We start from the raw sequence: 20971 nt of genomic DNA, 5'->3' as shown, positions 1-20971 counted from the left end.
CAATCAATATCAAGATAGAATTACCAGATTTATTGGTGATATCATGGGTTGATTATGAAATTATCTATTTAAGGAACGATCATTGAATCAGTTAAAATTGATATTTTTTATTTATATTCATATAATAAAGACTTTAGAAAAGTTTCCCACTAATTTTAAACATTCTCAATAACTTTTAAAAACATGTGATAGTTTTATTATGACTATAACTCATGCATTTCATTTAGGTTTAAAGATCGGGGACCTTCAAGGAGCAACTTTAGCTATTCTTCCAGGAGATCCTAATAGAGTTAAAAAAATAGCTTCTCTGATGGATGGGGCAGAATACATTTTTAGTAATCGAGAATTTACAACTTGGTCCGCAAAAATCAATGAAGAGACAATAATTGTTTGTTCTACCGGTATAGGCGGTCCATCTACTTCTATTGTGGTAGAAGAATTATCTCAATTAGGCATACGTACATTCTTACGTGTAGGCACCGCAGGAGCTATCCAAAAATATATAAAAACAGGCGATGTGTTGATTGTCACTGCTGCTGTTCGCTGTGATGGAGCAAGTCAACACTTTGCTCCATTAGAATTTCCAGCGGTAGCAGATTTGTCATGTACTATGGCTTTAATTCAAGCAGCTAAGAACATTGGCATTAAATCACATTTTGGTGTAACCGTATCTTCAGATACATTTTATCCTGGACAAGAAAGACAGGATACATATTCTGGGCGAGTTATTCAAAAATTGCGTGGCTCCATGGAAGAATGGAAAAAACTGGGAGTTATGAGTTATGAAATGGAATCTGCAACACTACTAACTATGTGTTTAACTCAAGGATTACGAGCAGGAGTTGTTACAGGTGTTGTTGTAAATCGCACACAAAAAGAAATTCCAAACGTTACTTTAATACATCATACTGAATATATGGCAATAAAAGTTGCAATAGAAGGCGCTTTTATTCTTCTGAATAAAAGCAATACTTTATACCCTTATGCGGAATAATATTGATTATTATTCTTTAAATATTTCTATTCATTTTAATATATTCAGTCACTGACAAAAAATTTTAAAATAACATATTATTTTTTTTAAATAAAAAATCTAGAATGGAATTTAGTATGTTGTATTGTCTAAGTAACATGTTATCCACAACATGATACAAAGTCTACGTCTATTTGTATTCCTAAACTATTGATACATTGTATATAATGATTAATAATAAGTAATTATTATAAAGATTATTTATGAAGATATTGTATGGCAGAGAATATATGCCAATTACCTTATTTTATTTGTATAACATAATTAGCATATTTGCAGGTTTCTTAATATCTGGAATATTTTTTAAGATTATAAGAAAACGATATATTAAAAAATATAATAATGCTTATGCATCTCATGAGAATGCTTTATGTGTAACTACACAAAATTTAAAAAATGAGTCTGCCTTACGTTATAATATTGAACAGAAATTGCAAAAAAAATCACAAGTGATCTATGAACTACATGGTAAATTATCCACTGCTGAAGAGCGTTTAAAATTATTAAATCATTATCATCAAAAATGTGAAAAACTAAATAATGAATTACATGTGCAATTAAATTTAAATCATTCTCAAGAATTAAAAATACAAGAATTAAATATTCGTTTAGAAGAATATAAATTAGCAACAGAAGAAAAACATAAGTTGTTCATCAATAGTGAAAACCGATTAACTATGCAATTTGAAAATTTGGCAAATCGCATTTTTGAACAAAACGGAAATAAGATAGATCAACAAAATCGAATAACTCTTGAGAGAACGTTATATCCATTAAAAGAACAGTTAGAAGGATTTAGAAGTCAAATCCAAAACAATTTCTCAAAAGAAGAACAATCCAGACATACCCTGACATATGAAATTCGTAATTTACATCAATTGAATGCAAAAATCACTCAAGAAACTATTAATCTAACACAAGCACTAAAAGGAAACAATAAAACACAAGGTAGCTGGGGAGAAATAATTTTAACTCGTGCATTAGAAGCTTCTGGTATGCGTGAAGGTCATGAATTTCATGTACAAGTCAGCATAAAACAAACTGATGGAAATAGATTGCAACCTGATGTAATTATACATTTACCCCATGGTAAAGATGTAATAATTGATTCTAAAGTATCTCTGGTGGCTTATGAACGTTATTTCAATAGCGATAGCGAAGAAGATCAACGGTTAGCTGTCATTGACCACGTACATTCATTGCGTGCTCATATAAAATCATTAAGCAAAAAAGATTATCAAAAATTATTTGGATTAAACACATTAGATTATATTTTAATGTTTGTCCCTATTGAATCAGCTTTTATGTTAGCTATCAAAAAAGAAGCATCATTATTAACAGATGCTATGCGGTGTAATATTATGTTAATTAGCCCTACAACACTGTTAATAGCTTTGCGCACTATTAATAACTTATGGCGTTATGAATATCAAAATTGCCATGCTAAAAAAATTGCTGATAAAGCAGGAAGATTGTATGACAAACTACGGCTGTTTATGGATGACTTGAATAAAATTGGCCTTTATCTGAATAAGGCAGAAGTTGTTTATAGTGCAGCAAAGAATAAATTTTCTGAAGGAAAAGGTAATATTATAAGTCAAGCGGAAAGTTTTCGAGCACTTGGAGTGCAAATAAAACAACCAATTGTTACTAATGTGATTCCACCGCATTCTATATTTTTATGTGATACAAAAAACAATTCTTCCGATGTATCTAATTTTGAAGATAATATCACTGAAAATATATGTCATAAATCTTTATCAAATTCTTGATTTGGTACATTAAAGTATGTGACTTGATACAATCATAGTGCTTTTTTAGGAAAATTAGTTTTTTGATAAGTAGAAATTTAATGATAAATGTTTCGATAATGATGAATATGAAAAATAAATCTGAAAAAGAAATGACTCACTTTGGTTTTCAAAATGTTTACAAAGATAAGAAAACATCATTAGTGTCTAATATATTCCATACTGTAGCATCACAGTATGATTTAATGAATGATTTAATGTCATTTGGGATACATAGAATGTGGAAACGATTTATGATTTATCGCAGCGAAGTATACGCCGGATGTACTGTACTGGATTTAGCCGGAGGTACTGGAGATTTAAGTATTCAATTTTCCCGGTTAGTAGGTAATACAGGGATTGTAGTACTAGCAGATATCAATGATTCCATGCTACATATAGGACAAAAAAAATTACGCAATTTAGGTATATTAAATAATGTAATATATATACAAGCTGACGCTGAAGCTTTACCTTTTTCTGAAAATACTTTTGATTGCGTTGCTGTTTCTTTTGGATTACGCAATTTTACAAATAAAGAACAAGCATTATTTTCAATACATAGAGTATTAAAACCTAGAGGAAAATTATTAATTTTGGATTTCGGGGTGCCTACTTTTAAAGTATTGCATAAAATATATGATTTATATTCATTTTATATTTTACCTAAAATAGGTGAATGTATAACTCAAGATATTAATAGTTATCGTTATCTTGTAGAATCTATTCGTATGCATCCAGATCAAGAAACTTTAAAAAACATGATAATACGAACAGGATTCAACAATGTTGAATATTTCAATATGACTTTTGGGATTGCTGTATTGCATTGCGCTTATAAATGTTAAAAAATATTGATATTCAGTGAATTATTAACATCGACAGTGTCATTGTCTTGTTAAGATTGTCAAGAACGTGAATATTTATCAAATTCTGTAAAGGTATTTTATTTCGAGCGCACAAAACTATGATATCCAACTATTTTATATCTTAGTAAGAAACAATTATTTATTTTTATATTTGTAAAAAAATAAATTAGATGAAAATAGAATATACAGTAATACTGTATTATCATGTGAATGAACAACCTCTAATACAGTAGATGAATATATTCATATTAAGATTAGAGAGGATGTTTAATTAACTTAAAATTTAATTAAATAGTGTAAGCTCGTATCTAGTTTTAATATTATTAGTATTTATTATACTTACAGTCAAACTTATATTTTATCAAACGGATGAAATTTCATTTAATACTTATAGATTTTTATTAGAAAAAGTGCATTTTAATTAAAAATGTTTACATATAACTACACTTGATATGTAAGAACACGGTATAAGTCTAATGAACTAAAAGTAATCTTTATAAAGATGGATTATTTAAATATAAAACTGAATAATTGCTTAATCATTTTAAACAAATTATAGGAAATCTGATGCTGGTTGATGAGTTATGTCGATTGTATTCTATAATTAAAACAATCTTAAATTACGGACTAAGTGATTTTGTTCCTACTCATCGACTAATTTTTCCATTAAGAATAGGTAGTAGATTTATTTTACACGTTTTAAATAAGCATTCTCAACTAACTTTAGGAGAACGATTTCGTTTAGCATTACAGGAGTTAGGTCCAATATGGATTAAATTTGGGCAAATGCTTTCCACTCGACGCGATATCTTTCCAGATTCTGTTGCAGATCAATTATCAATACTACAAGATCGTGTGGCACCTTTCGATGGAATTGTTGCTAAAATGTGTATAGAACGAGCTATTGGGAATTCATTGGAAACATGGTTTAAAGATTTTCAAGAAATACCATTGGCATCTGCATCTATTTCGCAGGTACATTCTGCCAGATTAAAAAAAAACAATAAAGATATAGTAATTAAAATTATTCGACCCGGTCTTTTACCTATTATTAAAATAGATATATGTTTAATGTATAGATTAGCCAAATGGATTTGTAAATTTTTACCAGAAGGACGGAAATTTAAGTTTTCAGAAGTTGTTTCAGAATATGAAAAAACTCTTTTTAATGAGCTTAATTTGCTAAAAGAAACAGCGAATACTATTCAATTGAGAAGAAATTTTAAAAAAAGTCAAATATTATACATACCTAAAGTATATGTAGATTTTTGTAGCGAAAACGTTATGGTTATGGAGCGTATCTATGGTATACCGGTATATGATTTAGTTGCGCTCAAAAAACAAAAAACTAATATGAAATTATTAGCAGAACGCGGAATAGAAATATTTTTTACTCAAGTATTTCGAGATAGTTTTTTTCACGGAGATATGCATCCTGGTAACATTTTTATTAGTTATAAACACCCAGGAAATCCAAAATATATTAGTGTTGATTGCGGTATTGTCGGATCTTTAAATAAAAAAGATAAATACTATTTAGCAGCAAATTTCATAGCATTTTTCAATCATGATTATCGTAAAATAGCTGAATTGCATCTTGATTCAGGTTGGATACCCTTTGATACTAACATTGAAGATTTTGAATGCGCTATGAGAACAGTATTTGAACCAATTTTTGAACAACCGTTAGAAAAAATTCCTTTCAGTAAAATATTGTTACATTTATTTAATACTGCACGATATTTTAATATGGAAATACAACCCCAATTAATTTTACTACAAAAAACTTTATTGTACGTCGAAGGAATAGTTAGACAATTATATCCAAATCTAAATCTTTGGAAATCTGCTCAACCTTTTTTAGAAGGATGGATGCGGGATCAATTAAAATTTTCAACAACAATATGTACTTTAAAAGACAAGATACCCTATTGGATAGATAAAATACCAGAATTACCTACTTTATTATCTAATGAATTTAAACGTTCTTGTATGTTACAAAAAAAAATAGAAATATTAATAAGAGAGTTAAGAACTCAGCGAACTAATCACGGTCAAGCGTTATTTTTATTCGGTGTTGGTGCAACATTAGTTACCAGCAGTATTTTCTTATACATACAGGATAAATATTTAAAAATTTTTTCTATTTTTTTATTTGTAATTGGAATCTTTATTTGGACAATAGGTTGGAAACGTATCATACAATAAGAATATGCTATTACTGTCCAATTGAATTTTATTTTCTAATACAAGTTTATTTGAACAATTCAACGAAACATCCTATATTAAATGAATTCTGAAATATAATAATGTTGATTAATTCAATCATAACTTTAAAACTATACTTAATGACAATTATACGATATTTTGTAATATTATTATGAATCATAACAACATTTAATGATTATTAACAGCCTATGAAATATAAAGATTTACGTGATTTTATAAAAATCTTAGAACATAGGGGAGACTTAAAAAGAATTAAATTTCCTATTAATCCTGATTTGGAAATAACAGAAATTGCTGACCGCACTATTAAATCTGGAGGTCCAGCGCTTTTTTTTGAAAATCCTACAGGATATACAATACCGGTTCTTTGTAATTTATTTGGTACCCCTAATAGAATAGCTTTAGGCATGGGAAAAGAAAACATTTTGTCTTTGCGTGATGTTGGAAAGTTACTTGCATTTTTAAGAGAACCTGAATTACCGACAGGAGTACATGATTTTTTTTCTAAAATACCTCATTTTCGTCATATTCTACATATGCCGATTAAACGTGTCAGTACAGCTCCGTGCCAAGAAAATGTTTGGTGTAATCAAGATGTAGATATCACACATATGCCAATAATGCGTTGCTGGCCTCAAGACGTATCTCCTATAATTACTTGGGGTATCACGATAACGCGTGGTCTAAAAAGTAAACGACAAAATCTTGGAATTTATCGTCAACAAGTACTATCTAAAAACAAAATCATTATGAGATGGTTATCTCATCGTGGCGGTGCATTAGATTTTCAAGAATGGCATAAAAATACTTCAGAGAGAAGATTTCCAATTACTGTAGCGTTAGGCGCTGATCCAGCTACTTTAATAGGAGCAGTAGTTCCTATTCCTGATACACTATCAGAATATGCTTTTTCTGGTTTACTAAGAGGTTGTAGAACTGAAGTAATTAAATGTATTTCATGCGACTTAGATGTTCCAGCTAATTCTGAAATTGTATTGGAAGGATATTTAGAACGAGATGAAACAGCAATAGAAGGCCCCTTTGGAGACCATACAGGATATTACAATACTACTGCTAAATTTCCAGTATGCACTATTACCCATATTACCCAACGGAATAATCCAATTTATCATTCCACGTATACTGGTCGTCCACTAGATGAGCCTGCGATTCTTGGAATGGCAATGAATGAAATGTTCATTCCTATCATACAAAAGCAATTCCCAGAAATTACAGATTTTTATTTACCTCCTGAAGGTTGCTCATATAGATTAGCTATTGTAACTATAAAAAAACAATATATTGGACACGCTAAACGTATAATTTTTGGGATATGGTCTTTTTTAAAACAATTTATGTATACTAAATTTATTATCGTATGTGACGATGATATTAATGCTCGGGATTGGAATGATGTAGTATGGGCGATAACTACACGTATGGACCCTGATCGAGATACCATAATAGTAAAAAACACCCCAATTGATTATCTTGATTTCTCTAGTCCTATTTCTGGTTTAGGCTCCAAAATAGGTATGGATGCAACAAATAAATGGCCCGGGGAAACTGAAAGAGAATGGGGTATTCCAATTAAAATGCGCGACACGGTACGACATTATATTGATAGTATTTGGGACAAATTAGACATATAGACATAATATTATTACAATAAAAAATAATACAATTAAGTAAGATGCGCAAAATTAAACACAAGTAATATGATGGATTTTTTATAATAAAAACAAAGAGATATACTGCAATTTATTATAAATAAATCATCACATACATTATTTCTATATTAAAAAATAAATTTATATAAGATCTCTGTTAATAACAACATATAATCATGACATAAACGTTCTAAGTATAACGTTAGAAACACGTCTGTAGTGATATATTATAATCATGAAAATATCTACATTTTATATATACATTAAATAGTTTTAATGTAAATTTTTATACAAAATAAGCAGTATTTAATAATACTATATGCTACCTATAAAAATATTTTATGACTAACAATTATACTTAAACAGATAAAAATATTTTTTATTTGATTATTATCTATATCTACTTGATACAACAATCATACACTCTATTAACTTATAACAATCACACAAGCTCAAATACATATTACACAATGTAATATATTATAAATAAAATACACATCAATAATTAAATTAATTTTAATATTAACTAATTTAGAATAGTATTCTAAATAATAGTACAATATTTATATTTTTATATGAAATATTTATGTACTTATTAGGAGGGGGTATGAAAAAATTGCATCTTATTTGGATAGTAATTCATTTGATATTTTCATGTAAAAGTATTTCATCTTCAATTACAGAAGGCAGGCAATACATTCGACTAAATAAACCGATTCACAATGCACCTCAATTATTGGAATTTTTTTCTTTTTACTGTCCACATTGCTATCAATTCGAAGAAATTTATCATATTTCTAATAATATAGAACAAACATTGCCTAAAAATGTAAATTTTTATAAATATCATGTGAATTTTCTAGGTAATTTAGGAAAACAATTGACACATGCTTGGGCTGTAGCAATAGCATTAAGAATAGAAAATAGAATCAGCCCTATATTATTTACAGCGATACAAAAACAACAATCTATTCACACTGTGGAAGATATTCGTGAAATATTCATTAAATCTGGTGTCAATGCAGAAGAATTTGATATTGCTTGGGATAGCGTATTAGTGAAATCTTTAATTTTAGATCAGGAACAAGCAGCAATAAATTTTCGTTTGAGAGGAGTACCATCAATATTTATCAATGGGAAATATATGATAAAAAACGAGAAGTTAGATATATCATCAGTTAACGCTTATATAAAGCAATTTTGTGAGTTGCTAAATTTACTTATAGATAAAACGTAATTTTTGCATATTCATTATATCATCATACTGACATATACAAGTATTCTATTTTTTATTGAAATTATTTTACGAAATGACTTCATTGATTTTATTATTTTGTTGTTTATAATAGCCTTATAGTTAATATTTTTTAGTAAGCAATAGTCTAATATTCTCTTGTCTTTTCTGTAAGATTAAGTCATATATACATGTCATTATGATTACAATTATAAATAATCCGATAATTTTAGTGGATGGATCTTGTTATATACACCGTGCGTATCATGCGTTTCCAGCATTGATCACTAGCGACGGAAAACCAGTGTGGGTAATATATGGAGTAATCAATATGATTAAAAGTCTATTGATACGATATCAACCTACTCACATGGTGGTTGTTTTTGATGCAATGGGAAAAAACTTTCGTAACAATTTATTTGAAAAATATAAAGCTAATCGCATAAAAACCCCTAAGAATTTATATACTCAAATTGATCCATTATGTAAAATAATACAAGCCATGGGGTTACCAATTCTTAAGGTGCCTAATGTAGAAGCAGATGATGTGATAGGCACATTAGCTATATCTTGTGCGCGATCAGGAAATTCTGTGTTAATTAGTACGGGAGATAAGGACATGGCTCAAATAGTATCATCTCAAATAACTCTTATTAATACTATGTCGAACATTATTTTTACTCCTAAAGAAGTAGAAAAACAGTTTGGAGTACCGCCAACTCTAATAGCTGATTATTTAGCATTAATAGGAGATCGTTCTGATAACATTCCTGGAGTGCCTGGAATAGGAAAAAAAACTGCTCAGATATTATTAAATAAAATAGGTAATTTAAGAGTATTATATGATCATTTAGATAAAATTAGTCTATTAAATTTAGGTTTGCGCGGCGCTAAAGCAATACAAAACACATTACAAGTCAACAAAGAAGTAGCATTTCTTTCTTATAAACTAACAACGATCAAAACAGATGTATCTTTAAATATATCCGATTATCAACTGTTAATACAACAGATAAATATTAATATTTTGCAATTATTATTTACACAGTATGAATTTAAAAATTGGTTAATAGATTTACAATCAGGAAGATGGCTGGATAAATATCACCATTTGAAATATGTACCATCACACCGACGTTTAAATAATACGCTTTTGTTTCAAAAAAATAATTTATTATCAGATTATTCCAGAGAAAAAAAAATTATCAAAATAATACATAATATTGAAATGCTTTGTCATTGGATTGAAAAAATTGATGAATCCAAATTTTTTATATTCTGTATACATACAGATGTATTTAATGCTTCTACGGCCAATATCATAAGTATATGTTTGTCTATAGACACTAAAGAAAGCGCGTATATTCCTATAAAAACTGATTCACTTAATAATCATCAGAATTTTTTATATCTTGAAGAGATATTATCAATTTTACAACCAACTTTAGAAAATGAAAAAATAAAAAAAGTAGGCCAACATCTAAAATTTAGTCATTCTATCTTAAAGCGTTATAATATAAACTTAGCTGGCATGGCATTTGATGTGATATTGGAATTATATATACTGTATGGTACTGCTAATTATCATGATATTAAAAATTTTTTAGATAAAGATACATTTAATGCTGTTACAAATTTTAAAAGAAATTATTATAATTATAATGAAAATAATATAATTTCAGATCTACAAAATATACAATTACAATCTTTACATGCTGCTGAATTTATTAAATCCCTGTTTAATTTGCATCATACTTTATGGCCAAAGATAGAGGCAAATAATAAATTAAAAAAAATATTTGAAGAAGTAGAAATGCCTCTAATATCTATCTTATCGCGCATTGAAAGTTATGGTGTATTAATTGATAAAAAACTACTTAATACACATGCGGTAGAATTAGATTATCGGCTTCATGCATTAGAGTTAGAAGCGTATCAATTAGTAGGCACTCCTTTCAATCTTGCTTCAACTAAACAATTACAAGAAATATTATATAATCAGCAAAAATTGCCAATTTTAAAAAAAACACCTAAAGGGGCTCCTTCAACTAATGAAGAAGTATTGAAAAAATTATCAAAAAAATATTCAATACCAAAAATCATTTTGCAATATCGTGCTTTATCTAAATTACAATCTACTTATATCAACAAATTAATCGCTATGATTAATAAAAAATCAAATAGGGTGCATACCTCATATAATCAAACTAGAACTTCTACAGGGCGTCTTTCTTCTACTAGTCCTAATTTGCAAAATATTCCAAATAGAAATTACGATGGAAGAAAGATACGTCAGGCTTTTATTGCTCCAAAAAATTTTTTAATTGTAGCCGCTGATTATTCCCAAATAGAACTAAGAATTATGGCGCATCTTTCTCAAGATATCGAATTAATCAATGATTTTCTTTCTGAAAAAGATATTCATACTGCAACAGCTTCTGAAATCTTTGTTACCGCACTACACTCGGTTACCGATGAACAAAGACAACGGGCTAAAACTATTAATTTTGGATTAATTTATGGAATGAGCGCATTTGGATTAGCGCGTCAATTGTCAGTAACATGTAAGGAAGCTCAAAAATATGTAGATCGTTATTTTAATCGTTATCCTGGTGTCATGAAATATATGCAACATATTCGAGAGCATGCTAATAAATATGGTTATGTATCTACACTAGACGGACGAAAGTTATATTTACCAGATATTTATTCTGCTAATATTCTTCAAAAAAAAGGCGCTGAAAGAGCAGCAATTAATGCTCCTATGCAAGGGAGCGCTGCTGACATTATTAAGAAAGCAATGATATCTATTGATAATTGGTTGCAAAAAGATGAAATTCCAGCGCGTATCATTATGCAGGTACATGACGAATTAGTATTCGAAGTACGCAATGATATTGTAGACCCTGTTGTAAAAAAAATTAAAAAATTAATGGAAGAATGTTTTATTATGGACGTACCACTAAAAGTAGATATTGGTATTGGAAAGAATTGGGAGCAAGCACACTAATATATCAATCTATGTTAGGTTAATATATTGAATATAATAAATACATTATTAATAACAATTGATTAGAATAATGTATTTATATAAAATCATAATGTGTTTTGAGATACATATACAGAGAGGATATGATGAATCGTACAAATATATTATCTTAACCAATTATTAAGGACTCTTTTTAATGATTGTATTCCATATTTTTTGACAACAGAAAAAGGTTCGACTTGTATATGTTTTTCAAACATCATCTGCATATCGTGTATTATTTTTTTAGATGTAACTTGCAAAATATTTTTAGAAATTTTATCTGATTTGCTTAACAAAGTATAAATAGGAACATCTACGGAAAGTGCACTTTCAATTATTTTTTGATCTAAATCTTTTATTGGATGCCTAATATCCATTATTAATATCAATCCTTTTAAATTTTCTCTTTTTTTTAAGTACTTACATATCACGTCATGCCAGTAGTTTTTGCTTTTTTTTGTCTTCTTAGCATAACCATAGCCAGGAAAATCAATCAGACGAATACTCGGACTGACCTCAAATAAATTAATAAGTTGTGTACACCCTGGTGTTTTACTTACTTTAGTTAATTTTTTTTGATAAGTTAACGCGTTAATAGCGCTAGATTTTCCACTATTAGAATAACCAACAAAAGCTACTTCCATACCTATTTTTTCATTAGGTAAACAGTAAACGGAAGGTACGCTTACTAAAAAATAAGTAACATGATAATCATATATCATAACATGGTAAATGTGAAAATAAGTTTCTAAAATTAGATAATTTATTTATTTAAATATTAAATCCCACAACAACTAGTTTTTATATAAATAAACACAAATTGTTTTTTATTCCCAAAAAGTTGTTTGAATTATTATAATTAACAATAATATTGTTATGTACGTATTTTTATATTTTTTACAAAAAATTATTTTTAAACACTATAATATAAATCAAATTCTACAGGATGTGGCGTAGTAGATACTAGTCTACTGTCTTCTTGACACAATAAAATATATGTATTAATATACTCCTGAGTAAAGACGTTGCCTCGGGTTAAAAATTTATGATCCTCATATAAAGATTTTAATGCTTCGTCAAGAGATTTAGCCATATGCGGTATGGATGACGTTTCTCTTTCAGAAATAGTATATAAGTTTTTATCAACAGGATCTCCAGGATGAATTTTATTGATAATGCCATCTAATCCAGCCATAAGCAATGCAGAAAACGCTAGATAAGGATTAGCAGAAGGATCAGGAAAACGAATTTCAACGCGACATGCTGCGGCGTTTTGTGATTTTTCTAAAGATGATGGAATGCGAATCGCACTAGAACGATTACAAGCAGAATAAGTCAACATTACTGGAGCTTCATAATTTGGAACTAAACGTTTATACGAATTGGTAGTTGGATTGGTTATAGCATTTAGTGCTTTAGCGTGACGCAAAATACCTCCAATATAAAATAAAGCGATATCAGAAAGGTTGCCATATTGAAGACCTGAAAATAAATTAGTATCTTTTTTATGTAAGGATATATGGCAATGCATGCCCGACCCATTATCATTTATAATGGGTTTAGGCATAAAAGTTGCAGTTTTCCCGGAATTATGAGCGACATTGTGTACTACATATTTATATATTTGTATTTCATCAGCTTTTTTAGTAAGAGTATTAAATCGAGTTGCTATTTCATTTTGACCCGATGTTGCAACTTCATGATGATGAGCCTCTACGATCAGTCCCATTTTTTCCATTATTAAAGACATGGTAGATCGCAAGTCCTGAGAAGAATCTATTGGGGGCACTGGGGCATATCCACTCTTTATTCTAGGACGATGACCTTTATTTCCGTCTCTATAAATTTTACCACTGTTCCATGATGATTCTCGATCATCAACGATTACATAAGATCCTGATATTGTTGTTGCAAAATGAATACTGTCAAATAAAAAAAATTCTGGTTCAGGACCAAACATAACAATATCGGCAATGCCAGAATTATACAAAAACATTTCTGCTCGTTTAGCTATAGACCGTGGATCCCTATCATAATTTTTCATAGTACTAGGATCAATGATATCGCAACGAATAATTATTGTAGCGTCTTCATAAAATGGATCTATCACAAAGCTAGTAAGATCAGGCATTAATATCATGTCTGATTTGCTAACATCTTTCCATCCTTTGATGGAAGATCCATCAAAAATTTTTCCATGATTAAATAAATGATCATTAACCTGTGTTTTAGGGATAGTAATGTGTTGTTCTTTTCCTTTTGTATCAGTAAAACGTAAATCAACAAATTTTATTTGATTTTCGTTTATAATAGAAAAAATTTTTTCAATATTTGTCATATTTATTCTCTCAGCTATTATATATCATATAATGATAATATCACTAAATAATGCACTACAAATACTACCTATAAGGCTTTTGTGATCAATATTTTTCAAAACTTTATTTAATCAACATATTTGCACTAAATCAGATCTGTTGGTTCTTTATTAAAATTCAATTTTTTAAATATAACACTCATATCTTATATTACTATTATTTTAATAAATAATCTAATGTAATAAAAACAAAAAATACTTGTATGTATAACCACTACTAATCATTTTTTAATTACTTTTAATTTAACATAGAAAAAATATCAGAAAGTTAATCGTGCTATATCTTTGTATTGTATATATCATGAATACCATGAAGTGTAATCGTACATACATATTTTTATATGAATTTAAAAAATTAATAATTTTATACGAGTTGTTATTTTGTTGATGTATTTCATTTACAATGAACTACATTGTAAATGTTGTTAGTAACATTAAAAACAGTTTTAGGACTTATACAATATACTATTTGTGGTAGGCTGTTACTCTATAGATAAGAAATTATACACATTATATTAATACTACAAATTTACATTAGAACAATGCAACAATCTTCAATTTTAATAAATTTTTTAATTTCTATTATGCTAAAGAGACTGTTTCTCCCGAACATCAATTTCATGGCTCAAGTAATATAAATTTTTTTGATTGCATATATAGTTTTGGTATTTATTTTTTAGTAATTAAGTCTTCTTCGATTTCTCTGAGAGCAAGTACGGTATATTTATCATTATTATTTCTTGTAATCAACGTTTCTTTTCCGCCAATTTGCATTTGCCGCGCACGTCGCGCGGCAACTAATATTAAGTCAAATATATTACCAACTTTTTCTACAGCATCCTGTACAGTTATACGTGCCATTTTCCATTTACCGTGTTATTAGTTTAAATTTATATTGATTGCAAACACACATATATATTTATGTATTTATATTAATTTATTATTTATATATCTGGTAATAACAAATGATCGATTAATGTTGCGTAGCGTATTTTTTGATGCGCTATTCGCAATTGCTCAGATAACATAATTGACTGTAAATGTGTCACAGCAATGGTTAAATTATCATTTATGATAACATAATCATATTCTTTAAAATGGCTAATTTCATCCATTGCTTGGTCCATGCGTGCGGCGATCACTTTTTCTGTGTCTTCTCCTCTCAGATACAATCGATGTGCTAATTCTTTCTTTGATGGAGGTAAAATAAAAATAGTATAGATGTTTTTTGATATTTTACTACGAATTTGTTGTGCTCCTTTCCAGTCAATATTCAGTACAATATGTATACCAGCATTTAACATCATTTCAATATTACTTTTTGCGGTACCATAATAATGATTAAAAATCATAGCATATTCAAAAAACATATTTTTATCGATCATATGTTTAAATGCTTTTTTTGAAATAAAATAATAATCTTTTCCGTGTATTTCTCCGGGTCTTTTAATACGTGTGGTATAAGAAATAGATAGTTTAGTTTGATAAACAAAACGATCATATTGCATTACAGTTTGAATTAACGTAGATTTTCCTGTCCCACTAGGAGCGGATATAATACACAATATTCCTGAATTTTTCATCATAAAATGATTATATACATATTTGATTGCACAAATAACTAAGATTTATAAAAATAAGTTGCATTCGTACATAGTACATATGTTGCGAATAACTATATATTTGGTTCTAATTCATGTTAAACATTATTATTTGCATAGATATATTAAGATTGTTTTAATAGAAGATCCTCAATAAAACATTTTGTAATTTGATTACACTAAAGTGTACATTGTTACTACCAAATTACTAAAATTATTAGTTTCACCGAGGACCTTATTTATGTAAATGAAAATCTATAATGTAGTATGCGTGTATGTCGTATTGTTATCTTACCATATTATTTTTTTGTTGTATTTCAAGTAAATTGCATACTTCTCTAAAGCTTTTAAGTTGTACATCAGACAAAAGGGAAAATATGCGATCTAAAATGATGTTATGTGTATCTTCAGCAACACGTAATTTATTGCGTCCTTTTTCTGTAATATAAACGTATTTTACTCTACGATCTGTCAGACTTTGTTGTCGACGTAACATTTCATCTTTTTCTAATGCATCAAGAACTGTTACGACAGTTCTTGATGAAAACCCCATATAATTTTTAATGTCTGTTGCGCTGGTTTTTCCGGTCGTAATAAGATGTAAGATTTTCATTTTAGACATTGAAAGACCTTCGTTAATTAATTGACCATTTATTTCTTTACGTAAACGATGATAAATACGAGATAAGGATTCTACCATGTTTGAAATATCTGTTAATCTATTCATAATTATTTGTCTCTATATTGAATCAATAACGATAATAGGACTGTATTTGGCAGTGTCAGTTAATAATTGTCTAAAAAATAAATTATTATTTTTGAAGTATTGTTTATTGAGAATAATAATTTTTCAGACAATTGTTCATATCTGATAATCAATTATCTTTTTAATTAACTATTGCAGCGTATACCTCCTAATTTATTGTAATTTTACTAAATTAATATTTTGGTTTTATTAAAAAATAGCAGACATTATTAATTCAGAATATATATTCTAATATTTAATTTATGTAGTTTTACTATTTATATTTTATCGGAGTTTTTTTAAATTTGAAATATGACTATCGGAAAAATAAAACTTCTTATAGATTTGTTAAAAAATAATTTTTTTATATTTTATGATTTATTTTTAATCTGAAAATTCTATATATCTGCAAGTAAACAGATCTAAACAAGAAATACAACAATTTTATAATAAAATATAAAATAATATTTTATATTTTTATAAAAATAAAAATAAAAATTATTTATTTATATAAAAATAATATTTTTTATTGAATCATATATTCTCGTTTAAATTCACATGTATTTATAAAAAATAATAATATTAAAGGATATATATCAGTTAATTTATAGTAAAATATTAACTATATAAATTTATATAGCACTCAAATAAAACGGATTTGAGTACAAAAAATTATATTAAAAAATTTTTTATTAAAAATAATAATATTAAAACCTATTTTTTAATAAATGAATCTACTGCATATATATGCATGTATATAATAGTTAATTATTTATATATGCATATGTCTCTGCAATTAAAGTTGAAGTACATTAAATTGCAGTGTTCAATATTATGCTTAATTAGATTAGTTGATTAAACTGAAACATTATTTGGTAAGATCACAATATAATTAAGAATTATAAAAATGAGCAGGTTATATGACAAACACAGATTTTAAATATAAAAAGATTCTATAGGTAGGTACTTTGATTATGTTACTCAATGTTTTGAGTTTGCTCGCGTATCTGTTCAATAAGTATTTTTAAGGAGATTGCTAATTGAGTAATATAAGAATTTATAGATTTAGAAGTTAATGTGTTAGCTTCTCTATGTAGTTCTTGTATTACAAAATCTAATTTCCTACCAACAGCTCCGTTTCCATCGAGAATACGATGCATCTCTTTGATGTGAATAATTAGACGATCTACTTCTTCTGAAATATCAATTTTTTGAGCTACTATTAATAATTCTTGTTCCAATCGTATTGGGTTAGAATAAATGCAAACATCTTTCATTTGTTCCAAGAGTGTTTTGCGTTTGTGCTCTAATACATTAGGGATATGTTGATGAATTTTGTTCACTTCAGCGTACATTAGATGTAATCGTTCTATAATGTTATTTTTTAAAAAAATACCTTCTCTTTCTCTATCTTGTATTAAATTACGTAATGTTTCTTTAAAACATATTAATAATTCGGAATGAACATTGTTCATATTATTTAAATTATTTTGTTTATGCGTTATTACTCCTGGCCAAGATAAAATATCTATCGGATTAATTTCACCTTCATTAGTTAATGTTTTTACCCATTTTGCGTATAACACAAGATCATGCACCAATTGTTTATTAACAGTAAGTGACTCTGTATTATTGTCGCAATTGTTATTTGTTTTGATATGTAAAGTGCATTCTATCCTCCCTCTAATAATAGAATCTTTAATATTTTTACGAATTACCCATGACAAATTACAAAGATATTTAGGTAAATTGATATGAATATCTAAATAACGTTGATTTAAAGAACAAATTTCCCAGGTAACATTACCCCATGTATATTTTACTTCATGCCTTGAGAAAGCGGTCATGCTATGAATCATAACAATCACCTAAATTTTGTAAATATGTACAAAAATAAACTTTAAAGTTGCAATAATTCTATTCTATCATGCATTCTTTAATTAAAATTGTATTTATATACATCAATATAATTTTTAAAAAAATTTTAGACTTTTTTAATGTCCATACAATTTTATTTTTTAAATAAATAGTAGTATGTACTATAAATAATTTATCAAAATTATTTTTTATATTAAAAAATACAATTACTACAATAACACGCTTAATTTTATCTATAAAACAACTAATTTGTTATTATTTAGTGAAATAACATAATAAAATATACTAAACATAATATGTTTAAAGTATATAAAAAAAGTTTTGTATATGGCATATATAAATGTTAAATAATTTTTATTGTATTTATTTTAAAATAATTTTTTATATAAAATAATTTATGAATTTATAGTAGATTTATATTCCTCATACATATCTTATATGACTCCTTTTTTTAATAATTAAATATAATAAAATATTAAAAAATTATTTTAAAAATAAATAATCACTTGAAATTTATATCAATAAAATATATAAAACCAATGGTCGTTACCATATAGCGATTAATATTATTAATATATATACAAACATTAATATATTTAATTTAATCTTATTACTTTAATAAGATATATATAATAAAATTATACGCATTGATATTTTGAAAATATACAAATATTATTGTGTGTAATTAACAATATTTTACATCGAATGCCCAAAACCATGCGACCCACGTTCAGTAGGTATAAATGATTTAACTACAGAAAACCTAACTTGAATTATTGGCATAAAAACTAATTGTGCTATTCGTTTCCCAGGGTATACAATGTACTTTTTTGGACCACGATTCCATAAAGACACTATCAGTTCTCCTTGGTAATCTGAATCAATTAGCCCCACTAAATTTCCCAAAACAATGCCATATTTGTGTCCCAAACCTGATCGAGGCAAAATAATACCTGCTATCTTTGTATCGGAAATATGTATCGCAATACCGGTAGAAATTAAATGAGTTTTCCCAGGATAAATGGTCAAAGGTTTATCCAAACAAGCTGATAAATCTAATCCAGCAGATCCTAACGTAGCGTATTTTGGCAAATAAAAATGCTTATAAATCCGATTATCAATAATTTTAACATTAATTATTTTCATTATAACGATTAATAATTTCATTAATAAGTTGTTGTGCTAACAATTTTTTTTTTCTTAAAGGCAATATAACACTTCCTTTATTCCAAAATAGATATAAAGCATTATTATCACTATTGAATCCTTGGTTCATACGAGAAATATTATTAGCACAAATTAAATCTAAATGTTTACTAATGCGTTTGTCTTGAGCATATTTTTTTATATTATTGGTTTCAGCGGCAAATCCAACGACATAAGGACGGTTTTCAATTAACGACCCTACTTCTGCTACAATATCGGGGTTTTTAATCATAATTATTTTTAAAGTATTTTTATTCTTTTTAATCTTTTCAAGAGAAACATGACAAATACGATAATCTGACACTGCTGCGCAACCGATAAAGATTTGTTGATTACTAATGTCTCGCATAACTGCTTCTTGCATGTCTAACGCGGAAATAACATTAATACGTTGCACTCGAATAGGAGTACGTAAATTTACTGGACCTGCAATTAATGTAACTTTTGCTCCTTTATCTGCAGCGGCTTGAGCGATAGCAAATCCCATTTTTCCTGAACTATAATTAGTAAAAAAACGAACGGGATCTAAGGCTTCGTGAGTTGGACCAGCAGTAATCATGATATTAAGGTGACTTAAAGAGCTATCATGAGAAAAGTAATGTTTTACGTATTCAGCAAGTACCTTGGGATCCGTCATGCGTCCATAACCAATATCATTACAAGCTTGACATCCATAATCTGGGCCCCATATTAAAACCCCTCTTTTTCGTAGAATATCTAAATTTGTTTGCGTTGCAATAGCTTTATACATTTGTTGATTCATGGATGGAGCTACAGCAATAGGAGCCGTTGTAGCTAAACATAAACTACATAATAAATCATTAGCTAATCCCACAGATAATCTAGCTAATAAATTTGCTGTAGCCGGAGCAAGTAAAACTAAATCAGCCCATTTAGCTAACTTTATGTGAGGCATTGTGGTTTCTATTTGAGGGGTAAGGAAATTGTCCAAAACTGGATGACATGATATTGTTTGCAAACTTAAAGGGGTAACGAATTTTTTTGCAGATTTTGTCATGATCACTCTCACTTCTGAACCTTGTTCTTTTAAAAATCGTACAAGATCTATAGTTTTATATGCTGCGATACCACCGCTTACTCCTAATATGATATGTTTATTAATTAATCCCGTCATATTATATTTCACATGATATTGAAGATGATTTAATTTTATTTATACTAACAAAAACTAACAGTTTTTGTTAGTATAAATAAAATTAAATCATCTTCAATATCATTGAATTTCAGAAAATCTGCAATTACATTGTGCGCAGCATGAAAATCTCATATAATATATATAATGGCCCA

14 protein-coding genes and 1 pseudogene are annotated in these 20971 nt (G+C 27.9%); 7 read left to right on the top strand and 8 right to left on the bottom strand.

What is annotated here, in order from left to right:
• The first annotated feature begins 199 nt into the window (after positions 1-199).
• The 7 genes from udp to polA all read left to right on the top strand — a co-directional run bounded on the left by udp (position 200) and on the right by polA (position 11835).
• Positions 200-994, top strand: coding sequence for a uridine phosphorylase (gene udp / locus M9394_RS01550; protein ID WP_250247150.1), 795 nt, complete (start codon positions 200-202; stop codon positions 992-994).
• A gap of 269 nt (positions 995-1263) precedes the next feature.
• On the top strand, positions 1264-2805 hold the full coding sequence (rmuC, locus tag M9394_RS01545) for a DNA recombination protein RmuC (RefSeq protein ID WP_250250216.1): 1542 nt from the start codon (positions 1264-1266) through the stop codon (positions 2803-2805).
• Positions 2806-2906: 101 nt separating this feature from the next.
• Positions 2907-3671 carry a bifunctional demethylmenaquinone methyltransferase/2-methoxy-6-polyprenyl-1,4-benzoquinol methylase UbiE gene (gene ubiE, locus M9394_RS01540; protein ID WP_420022157.1) on the top strand — a complete coding sequence of 255 codons (765 nt, stop codon included), beginning with the start codon at positions 2907-2909 and terminating at the stop codon, positions 3669-3671.
• Between the two features lie 588 nt (positions 3672-4259).
• Positions 4260-5900: a ubiquinone biosynthesis regulatory protein kinase UbiB gene (ubiB, locus tag M9394_RS01535; RefSeq protein ID WP_250247152.1), complete on the top strand. Its 1641-nt coding sequence runs from the start codon at positions 4260-4262 to the stop codon at positions 5898-5900.
• 209 nt (positions 5901-6109) lie between these two features.
• Positions 6110-7573 (top strand): 4-hydroxy-3-polyprenylbenzoate decarboxylase, encoded by a 1464-nt coding sequence (gene ubiD / locus M9394_RS01530; RefSeq protein WP_250247153.1) that lies wholly within the window; start codon positions 6110-6112, stop codon positions 7571-7573.
• A 625-nt stretch (positions 7574-8198) separates the two neighbouring features.
• On the top strand, positions 8199-8828 hold the full coding sequence (gene dsbA, locus M9394_RS01525; protein WP_250247594.1) for a thiol:disulfide interchange protein DsbA: 630 nt from the start codon (positions 8199-8201) through the stop codon (positions 8826-8828).
• 196 nt (positions 8829-9024) lie between these two features.
• Positions 9025-11835: a DNA polymerase I gene (polA, locus tag M9394_RS01520; RefSeq protein WP_250250214.1), complete on the top strand. Its 2811-nt coding sequence runs from the start codon at positions 9025-9027 to the stop codon at positions 11833-11835.
• A gap of 143 nt (positions 11836-11978) precedes the next feature.
• Here polA and yihA read toward each other — a convergent pair whose 3' ends face one another.
• The 8 genes and pseudogenes from yihA to coaBC all read right to left on the bottom strand — a co-directional run bounded on the left by yihA (position 11979) and on the right by coaBC (position 20798).
• Entirely contained in the window at positions 11979-12578 is a 600-nt protein-coding gene (gene yihA / locus M9394_RS01515; RefSeq protein WP_250250212.1) for a ribosome biogenesis GTP-binding protein YihA/YsxC, read from the bottom strand.
• A gap of 191 nt (positions 12579-12769) precedes the next feature.
• Positions 12770-14194: a type I glutamate--ammonia ligase gene (gene glnA, locus M9394_RS01510; RefSeq protein WP_250247157.1), complete on the bottom strand. Its 1425-nt coding sequence runs from the start codon at positions 14192-14194 to the stop codon at positions 12770-12772.
• A 711-nt stretch (positions 14195-14905) separates the two neighbouring features.
• Positions 14906-15094, bottom strand: a pseudogene (rpoZ, locus tag M9394_RS01505) (DNA-directed RNA polymerase subunit omega); the annotation flags it as partial.
• Positions 15095-15177: 83 nt separating this feature from the next.
• Positions 15178-15819 (bottom strand): guanylate kinase, encoded by a 642-nt coding sequence (gene gmk / locus M9394_RS01500; protein WP_250250210.1) that lies wholly within the window; start codon positions 15817-15819, stop codon positions 15178-15180.
• A gap of 301 nt (positions 15820-16120) precedes the next feature.
• A complete protein-coding gene (locus tag M9394_RS01495) occupies positions 16121-16561 on the bottom strand; it encodes a MarR family winged helix-turn-helix transcriptional regulator (RefSeq protein WP_250247161.1) in 441 nt (146 codons plus the stop codon).
• A gap of 995 nt (positions 16562-17556) precedes the next feature.
• Complete coding sequence (locus tag M9394_RS01490) at positions 17557-18438, bottom strand: YicC/YloC family endoribonuclease (protein ID WP_250247162.1); 882 nt, start codon at positions 18436-18438, stop codon at positions 17557-17559.
• A gap of 715 nt (positions 18439-19153) precedes the next feature.
• Complete coding sequence (dut, locus tag M9394_RS01485; protein ID WP_250247596.1) at positions 19154-19606, bottom strand: dUTP diphosphatase; 453 nt, start codon at positions 19604-19606, stop codon at positions 19154-19156.
• Positions 19590-20798 (bottom strand): bifunctional phosphopantothenoylcysteine decarboxylase/phosphopantothenate--cysteine ligase CoaBC, encoded by a 1209-nt coding sequence (gene coaBC / locus M9394_RS01480; protein WP_250250208.1) that lies wholly within the window; start codon positions 20796-20798, stop codon positions 19590-19592. Before coaBC ends, dut begins: the two co-directional genes overlap by 17 nt.
• Positions 20799-20971 lie beyond the last annotated feature (173 nt).

This window comes from Candidatus Blochmanniella camponoti (assembly GCF_023585825.1).
In the GTDB taxonomy this organism is placed as follows: domain Bacteria; phylum Pseudomonadota; class Gammaproteobacteria; order Enterobacterales; family Enterobacteriaceae; genus Blochmanniella; species Blochmanniella camponoti.
This window is presented reverse-complemented; position numbering and strand designations above follow the sequence as displayed.

Coding starts and splice junctions, on each gene's coding strand:
- rmuC (WP_250250216.1), top strand. CDS start 1,264: ATGCCAATTACCTTATTTTATTTGTATAACATAATTAGCATATTTGCA.
- gmk (WP_250250210.1), bottom strand. CDS start 15,819: ATGATGAAAAATTCAGGAATATTGTGTATTATATCCGCTCCTAGTGGG.
- ubiD (WP_250247153.1), top strand. CDS start 6,110: ATGAAATATAAAGATTTACGTGATTTTATAAAAATCTTAGAACATAGG.
- polA (WP_250250214.1), top strand. CDS start 9,025: ATGATTACAATTATAAATAATCCGATAATTTTAGTGGATGGATCTTGT.
- dsbA (WP_250247594.1), top strand. CDS start 8,199: ATGAAAAAATTGCATCTTATTTGGATAGTAATTCATTTGATATTTTCA.
- glnA (WP_250247157.1), bottom strand. CDS start 14,194: ATGACAAATATTGAAAAAATTTTTTCTATTATAAACGAAAATCAAATA.
- coaBC (WP_250250208.1), bottom strand. CDS start 20,798: ATGACGGGATTAATTAATAAACATATCATATTAGGAGTAAGCGGTGGT.
- yihA (WP_250250212.1), bottom strand. CDS start 12,578: ATGATATATGATTATCATGTTACTTATTTTTTAGTAAGCGTACCTTCC.
- M9394_RS01495 (WP_250247161.1), bottom strand. CDS start 16,561: ATGAATAGATTAACAGATATTTCAAACATGGTAGAATCCTTATCTCGT.
- ubiE (WP_420022157.1), top strand. CDS start 2,907: ATGAATATGAAAAATAAATCTGAAAAAGAAATGACTCACTTTGGTTTT.
- M9394_RS01490 (WP_250247162.1), bottom strand. CDS start 18,438: ATGATTCATAGCATGACCGCTTTCTCAAGGCATGAAGTAAAATATACA.
- ubiB (WP_250247152.1), top strand. CDS start 4,260: ATGCTGGTTGATGAGTTATGTCGATTGTATTCTATAATTAAAACAATC.
- udp (WP_250247150.1), top strand. CDS start 200: ATGACTATAACTCATGCATTTCATTTAGGTTTAAAGATCGGGGACCTT.